The following is a 6,974-nucleotide window of genomic DNA, read 5'->3' on the forward strand; positions in this document are numbered from 1 at the left end:
TTTTTATTAATAAATACCGATTAATTATCAATGTTGAACTGGTGTTAAATTTTAAAGTTATTAAAACAAACCCTATTATCACAATAAGTTATAACGAAATGGGTTTGTTTTGCAAGTAGTGCTATCTATACAATGGAAACATCGGATAATAGCCTAACTTATTTGCTCTATTTTGGGGCATAGAAAACACTTTATTAACACTTCATTACAGACCTTATTTTAATAATAAAAACTTGGAAAATTTATCATGTGGCAAACCATTAAACAGATCCCTTTTTGGCAAAAAGTCCTCGCAGGCTTTATTTTAGGGGCAGGTGTCGGTGTTATTTTTGGCGAATCAGCCACGGTACTCAAGCCCTTAGGCGATATATTCATCAGCGCAATTAAGATGCTCGTTGCACCTTTAATTTTATGTGCCATTGTCGTTAGCATCACCTCACTAGGCTCTCAAACCAGTCTTAAGCGTTTAAGCTTCAAAACATTAGCCATGTTTATGTTCACAGGCACAATCGCCTCGCTCATTGGCTTAACCGTTGGTTCACTGATTGATATGGGCGGCTCAATGGAGCTTGTGACCACAGAAGTTCGTGAACGTAACATCCCTGGGTTCTCTCAAGTGCTTTTGGACATTATCCCGGTTAACCCTTTTGCATCACTCGCTGAAGGCAAAGTCCTGCAAATTATCGTCTTTGCGGTATTAGTTGGCATCGCCATCAACAAAGTCGGCGAAAAAGCGGCACCGCTTAAACACGCTTTCGAAGCTGGCGCAGAAGTCATGTTTCAGCTAACTCGCATGGTACTTCAGCTGACGCCTATCGGTGTTTTTGGTCTGATGGCTTGGGTCGTCGGAGAGTATGGTTTATCCATGCTATTACCTTTAGGTAAGTTTATTGCTGCTATCTATATCGCCGCATTGATACATATCATCTTTGTGTATGGCGGTTTAATTAAATTTGCCGCTAAGCTAAGCCCGTTACAGTTCTTTCGTAAAGCCATGCCAGCTCAAATTGTCGCCTTCTCAACAGCTTCAAGCTTCGGCACACTGCCAGCGAGCACGCGTTGTACTGAATCAATGGGCGTGTCCAAACAATACAGCTCTTTTGTATTGCCCCTAGGTGCAACCATGAATATGGACGGTTGTGGCGGGATATACCCAGCCATTGCAGCCATCTTTATTGCGCAAATCTATGGCATCCAGTTGGATATGACTGACTACATGCTGATAGCTGTGACAGCAACGGTAGCCTCAGTTGGTACCGCTGGTGTTCCTGGAAGCGCGATGGTCATGCTTTCAGTGACCTTAGGCGTTGTGGGTCTGCCACTCGAAGGAATTGCGTTTATCGCCGCTATCGATCGCATCATCGACATGATCCGAACCAGTACTAACGTCACTGGAGACATGATGACAGCTGTGGTCATCGGGAAATCTGAAGGTTTATTAGATGAGCAACAGTTCTATAATAACCAAGAAGCGGATATCAATGAAAACGCGACAGCGACTCAAACGAAGTCAGCTTCTGAGTAATTCCAGCATTTTTAAGACTTAAATATATCTTCAAAAAATCAGCCGCTGTTGCGGCTTTTTTTATGATAAAAAACGCTAATAGCCTATTAAAATTACGTTATTTAGTATTATACTTACCCTACATTTACAAGCTGGTTTAACAATATAAGGCTAATATATGGCAAAGTTTTTTCTGTTACCCATTATCTTATGCCTGTTGTGGACAGGTTTTTTACACTTCAATGGCGTGCCTCTTAAACAAGGCAAAAAAGGCTTTGTTTATATTATCGCGATCAGCGCAAGCATCATCTTCTCTCTTGCCTTACTACTTTGGATCACAGCTGAGCAAAATATCTCTAGCTAACAGCATATCCACCTCTTTAAATGGAAATCTAATTCCATTTGTAGTATAAGCACTCTCAATTAAGCTCTATCCATCAAATCAGCGGTATCTAGAAGGTCCCATGTCAGATAAATTTTTCTTTAAAGGGCGCAAAACCCCTAAGCCTAAACATACAAGTTTCGGCTATAACACTAAGCGAGCCTCAAAACTAGGCAGCAGTGATAACCCACTTAACTTGGTCGTCAGTAACGATACGCGTAAAGTAGAAATAGAAGCCCTGTTAAACGAACACGATTTAATTGCTAACATTGAGATTAACTCGGACGTTGAAGAGAACATTGTAGAGCTAGACGGTATTTTGAATAAGCCTGAAACCACTCGCTTCGATAAAAAGCCGAACAGGAATGAGCCCTGTCCTTGTGGTAGCGGTAATAAATATAAGAAGTGCTGCGCATAGCAATACTGATGTCACTAGTTGCTCTTATTGCCACTAGTGACGCTTTCTCACCTAGTTATTGTTTGAAATCGTTGTTGAATGTCGCATTAACTCATCTTAAGTCTTAGATAAAGTCTCTTACTCTAAGGTCAATGTTTCTCCCCCCATTAAACATAAACCCTGAACTGATATTTAAGTTCATTACATCGCTTTGCGATACAGATCCAAGTGCCTCGATCTATGCTGAGAAAATAGGAACTGTCTGATCACATCTTGCCCATGGTTTAAACACTCGAATCTTGCTGCAAAAATATGCCTATCGGCTCTCACCGCTTGCAATTGCAACTCCACCGACTTTTGATCCGGTAAGTTTAGGTTCAATACTTTCCCATCAAGGCTCTCATCGATATTCAAGGTATCTTGCATATCCAAGGTGATCCCGGTTGATGAAAGAGACAAAATATTACCCAATGGAATATCTGTACCGTCAGTTAGGGTCACATCCACAGGTGGCTTTACGCGCCAACTACGCTCGTGACCATTGATATCAATCACTTCAGGTGCACCTAAGTTTTGTATAATTTCACCAAACTCATTGATTTCAATCTTGAGCGGGATCCACAATTTATAACCTGGCCCTTCAGCTAAAAGAGACAAACTTGATTGGTGCAATATGGACGCTAAACAACTGGGAATGTTAGTTTGTACTTTCACAAGTTGACGCTGCTCTAACTCAGCGTTCGCTGCCGTTGAGAATAGCTCCCTAAAGAGATCAACTTCATCAGTTGAGAAATTCATGTCGGTCTCAATGTATAAAAAATGTTACATTGATTATAAAGCGTTCAACATTTAGCTTCAATCCCTTATTATTTAAGCTCTGGTAAGAGATAATTATAAAGGTAATAAATACAAAAAAGCCCATCTGAGATGGGCTTTAAACATAAACATTAAACTAAATGCTAGCCTAGCACGGCAATCAATACACCAGCTGCCACAGCAGATCCGAGAACACCAGCAACGTTTGGCCCCATCGCATGCATCAACAGGAAGTTATGTTGATTAGACTCTAGACCAACCTTGTTAACTACCCTAGCCGCCATTGGAACCGCTGAGACGCCCGCAGCACCAATCAAAGGATTAATCTTGCCGCCAGATAGCTTACACATTAACTTAGCCATCAATACGCCTGTTGCTGTTCCTATTGCAAATGCAACGGCACCCAAAAGTAAAATACCTAGGGTTTCAATTTGTAAAAACTTGTCAGCTGAAAGCTTAGAACCTACAGCCAAGCCAAGAAAGATAGTCACAATGTTGATCAACTCATTTTGAGCCGTATTTGACAATCTATCCACGACACCAGACTCGCGCATCAAGTTACCTAAACAGAACATACCCACTAAAGGGGTTGCTGCTGGTAAAAACAGAATCGTTAAGCCTAATACCATCAGTGGAAAGATGATTTTTTCTTTCTTACTGACCTCCCTTAGCTGCTCCATCTTAATTTTACGCTCAGCTTCAGTGGTAAATAATCTCATGATAGGCGGTTGTATAAGGGGGACCAACGCCATGTAAGAGTATGCAGCAACGGCAATCGCACCAAGCAAATCAGGGGCAAGCTTAGAAGCGAGAAAAATCGCCGTTGGCCCATCAGCACCACCGATGATGGCAATTGCCCCCGCATCTTTCATACTGAAATCAAAGCCTGGTACAAAATTTAACGCCACAGCGCCTATCAAGGTAGCGAAGATACCAAATTGTGCTGCGGCCCCGAGTAATAACATCTTAGGGTTAGCGATTAAGGCACCAAAATCAGTCATGGCACCCACGCCCATGAATATCAGCAGTGGAAATATTCCCGTTTCAATTCCAACGTGGTAAGCAAAATAGAGCAAGCCTCCCTCATCGGTAAAGCCACCATTTGGAATATTGGCCAAGATAGCACCAAAACCAATAGGCAAAAGCAGTAAGGGTTCAAACTTTTTAACAATCGCTAGGTAAAGAAGCAAAGCCCCTACCCCCATCATTAACAATTGGCCGCCGGTAAAATTAGCAATACCTGACTCAGACCAAAATGCAATTAATCCTTCCATCTGACCTCCTATGCCAAGCCTAATAATTGATGACCTACAGAGACAGAGTCCCCTTCTTTAACCCAGATTTTACTTATCACGCCATCAGCTTCAGCACGAATTTCAGTTTCCATCTTCATCGCTTCTAATATAATCACCACATCCCCTTCGCGAACTGTGTCACCTGTTGATACGTTGACCTTAAAGATGTTTCCTGAAAGTGGGGCATTCATCTCTAATTTCACAACATTACTTTGAGTCAGCGCCGCTTGTGGTGCTACAGGGGCTGTGAAAGGGATAACATTTTCAGCAGGACTGATCTGACTGATATCCCCACCCGCTGAAACCTCTACAACAAAGCTCTGACCTTCTACATTCACAGTATACGTTTCAGGACCTCTCTGCTCTTGTGCGGTACTGTCAACCTCGACTTTCGGGGCAAGCACAGGCTTAGGTTCAAACGCATCAGGATTATTTCTGTTTTTAATAAACTTCAAACCGATCTGCGGAAACAATGCATAAGTGAGCACGTCTTCAGACAACTCAGATGCCAAATCAAGGCCATCTTCAGTTGCTTTATCTTTAAGCTCTTGGGTTAAGTTATCTAATTCTGGTGACAGTAGATCGGCAGGACGACAAGTTATTGCTTCAGCACCATCAAGCACTTTGGCTTGCAGCTCTTGATTAACAGCCGCTGGTGTTGCGCCATATTCGCCCTTCAATACGCCTTCAGTCTCTTTGGTAAGAGACTTATATCGTTCACCCGTCAGTACGTTAATCACCGCTTGAGTGCCAACGATTTGAGATGTGGGAGTCACTAAAGGTAGGAAGCCTAGGTCTTCACGCACTTTCGGAATCTCCTCAAGCACTAAATCTAACTTGTCTGCAGCGCCCTGCTCTTTTAACTGACTCTCCAAGTTTGTCAGCATTCCACCAGGCACTTGTGCACGTAGAATTCGCGAGTCGATGCCTTTAAGCTCACCTTCAAACTGTGCATACTTCTTACGTACATCTCTAAAGTAGGCAGCAATCTCTTCAAGCAGAGCCATATCATAGCCAGTAGCTCTATCAGTACCCTCGACCATGGCAACCAAAGTTTCTGTCGCACTGTGGCCATACGTTTGGCTCATTGATGAGATAGCGGTATCGAGTACGTCGATACCTGCTTCGATGGCTTTTAAGTATGTAGCAGAACTTAACCCAGTCGTCGCATGACAATGCATAGAAACCATAAGATCTGTCTGTGACTTGATTTGACTTATCATGTCAAAAGCATCAAACGGCTTAAGCAATCCAGCCATATCCTTAATACAGATTGAATGGCAGCCCATATCCTCAAGCCGTTTTGCCATATCAACCCAAGTATCTAAGTTATGCACTGGACTGGTTGTATAAGAGATAGTGCCCTGCGCATGGCCACCCACCTCAACCACAGACTTAACGGCCGTTTCTAAGTTACGGACATCATTCATCGCATCAAAAATACGGAACACATCAACGCCGTTGGTATGAGCACGTTCAACAAACTTATGTACCAAATCATCGGCATAATGACGGTAACCTAACAGGTTTTGCCCACGTAAAAGCATCTGCTGGGGCGTATTAGGCATCACTTTTTTCAACTCACGGATGCGCTCCCATGGATCTTCACCTAAATAACGAATGCAGGAGTCAAACGTGGCTCCTCCCCAAGACTCCAGAGACCAGAAGCCAACTTTATCCAATAGTGGCGCGATAGGCAGCATATCTTCGGTTCGAAGACGTGTTGCCAGAATTGATTGGTGTGCATCTCTTAGGACGACGTCGGTTAACGCAAGTGGCTTACTCATAGAAAATCCCTACTGCTATTATTATGCTTTAGCGCGATATTGCTCAATGGCTGCAGTGATCACTGCTACCATTTTGGGATCGATTCCCTGACTTTGTACACTAACGCCGCTGTTAACGGGTTTTGTAGGCGCTACGGGTAAAGGCGCAAATTTCCATGCCACCAATTTAACCCCTAAAATCAATACTGTTAGAAAGACGAACACTAAACTCATACCCAACAACATGATGCCAAACGATTCAACAATTTGTTCAGATATCGACTCCATCACACCCTCTTTATTTTTCTCTGTATAACCTAGGGAACACAACACCTAGAAAATAACTTTTTATTCACTTTTGAGAATAAACCTAGCTACCTTAGCTTTAACGTTTGCAATCAACAGAGCTGAGTTAAGCCAGCTCATAGAGAAAACAATAACCAATCTATAACAAAGTACCGACACCGTTGTAAATTGGTCATACCAAATAAATCAAAACCAGAGCTAGTTGACTGTGAAATTAATAAAATTTATGACAATTTATTGAGAAACCATTAACCAGCTAACGATATCATGTCGTTTATACGTAGAAAGTTGTACTAACAGATAACCTAGATTTAAAAATAGAAACTTGGAATTTGACAAGATGAAATGTTATGCAGTTTATGCTAATAATTTCGAGAAACTTGAAGCTAATACCAATCAGTATAAGAAGTTGATCTACTCAGAGTCTGACGAATCCCCACAAAAAGAGATGAATAAATAATGAGATAGGTGAAATAGTGAGGAACATTCATGGCATTTGGTGATCAAA

7 protein-coding genes are annotated in these 6,974 nt (G+C 42.1%); 3 read left to right on the forward strand and 4 right to left on the reverse strand.

Annotated features, from left to right (window positions below; genetic code table 11):
* Positions 1 to 247: 247 nt before the first annotated feature.
* The 3 genes from FN961_RS11160 to FN961_RS11170 all read left to right on the forward strand — a co-directional run bounded on the left by FN961_RS11160 (position 248) and on the right by FN961_RS11170 (position 2,304).
* On the forward strand, positions 248 to 1,525 hold the full coding sequence (locus FN961_RS11160) for a dicarboxylate/amino acid:cation symporter (RefSeq protein ID WP_373293393.1): 1,278 nt from the start codon (positions 248 to 250) through the stop codon (positions 1,523 to 1,525).
* Between the two features lie 157 nt (positions 1,526 to 1,682).
* Positions 1,683 to 1,868, forward strand: a complete 186-nt coding sequence (locus FN961_RS11165) for a hypothetical protein (RefSeq protein ID WP_144040258.1) — start codon at positions 1,683 to 1,685, stop codon at positions 1,866 to 1,868.
* Between the two features lie 100 nt (positions 1,869 to 1,968).
* Positions 1,969 to 2,304, forward strand: coding sequence for a PBPRA1643 family SWIM/SEC-C metal-binding motif protein (locus FN961_RS11170; protein ID WP_144040259.1), 336 nt, complete (start codon positions 1,969 to 1,971; stop codon positions 2,302 to 2,304).
* A 180-nt stretch (positions 2,305 to 2,484) separates the two neighbouring features.
* Here the strand turns inward: FN961_RS11170 and FN961_RS11175 are convergent, their stop codons facing one another.
* From FN961_RS11175 to FN961_RS11190, 4 genes are all read right to left on the reverse strand, one after another.
* The gene (locus tag FN961_RS11175) at positions 2,485 to 3,081 is read right to left on the reverse strand and encodes a PilZ domain-containing protein (RefSeq protein ID WP_144040260.1); all 597 of its coding nucleotides are present in this window, start codon (positions 3,079 to 3,081) and stop codon (positions 2,485 to 2,487) included.
* 161 nt (positions 3,082 to 3,242) lie between these two features.
* Entirely contained in the window at positions 3,243 to 4,373 is a 1,131-nt protein-coding gene (locus FN961_RS11180) for a sodium ion-translocating decarboxylase subunit beta (protein WP_144040261.1), read from the reverse strand.
* An 8-nt stretch (positions 4,374 to 4,381) separates the two neighbouring features.
* On the reverse strand, positions 4,382 to 6,181 hold the full coding sequence (gene oadA, locus FN961_RS11185) for a sodium-extruding oxaloacetate decarboxylase subunit alpha (RefSeq protein WP_144040262.1): 1,800 nt from the start codon (positions 6,179 to 6,181) through the stop codon (positions 4,382 to 4,384).
* A gap of 21 nt (positions 6,182 to 6,202) precedes the next feature.
* Complete coding sequence (locus tag FN961_RS11190) at positions 6,203 to 6,448, reverse strand: OadG family protein (protein WP_144040263.1); 246 nt, start codon at positions 6,446 to 6,448, stop codon at positions 6,203 to 6,205.
* Positions 6,449 to 6,974: the final 526 nt, after the last annotated feature.

This window comes from Shewanella hanedai (assembly GCF_007197645.1).
GTDB lineage: Bacteria > Pseudomonadota > Gammaproteobacteria > Enterobacterales > Shewanellaceae > Shewanella > Shewanella hanedai.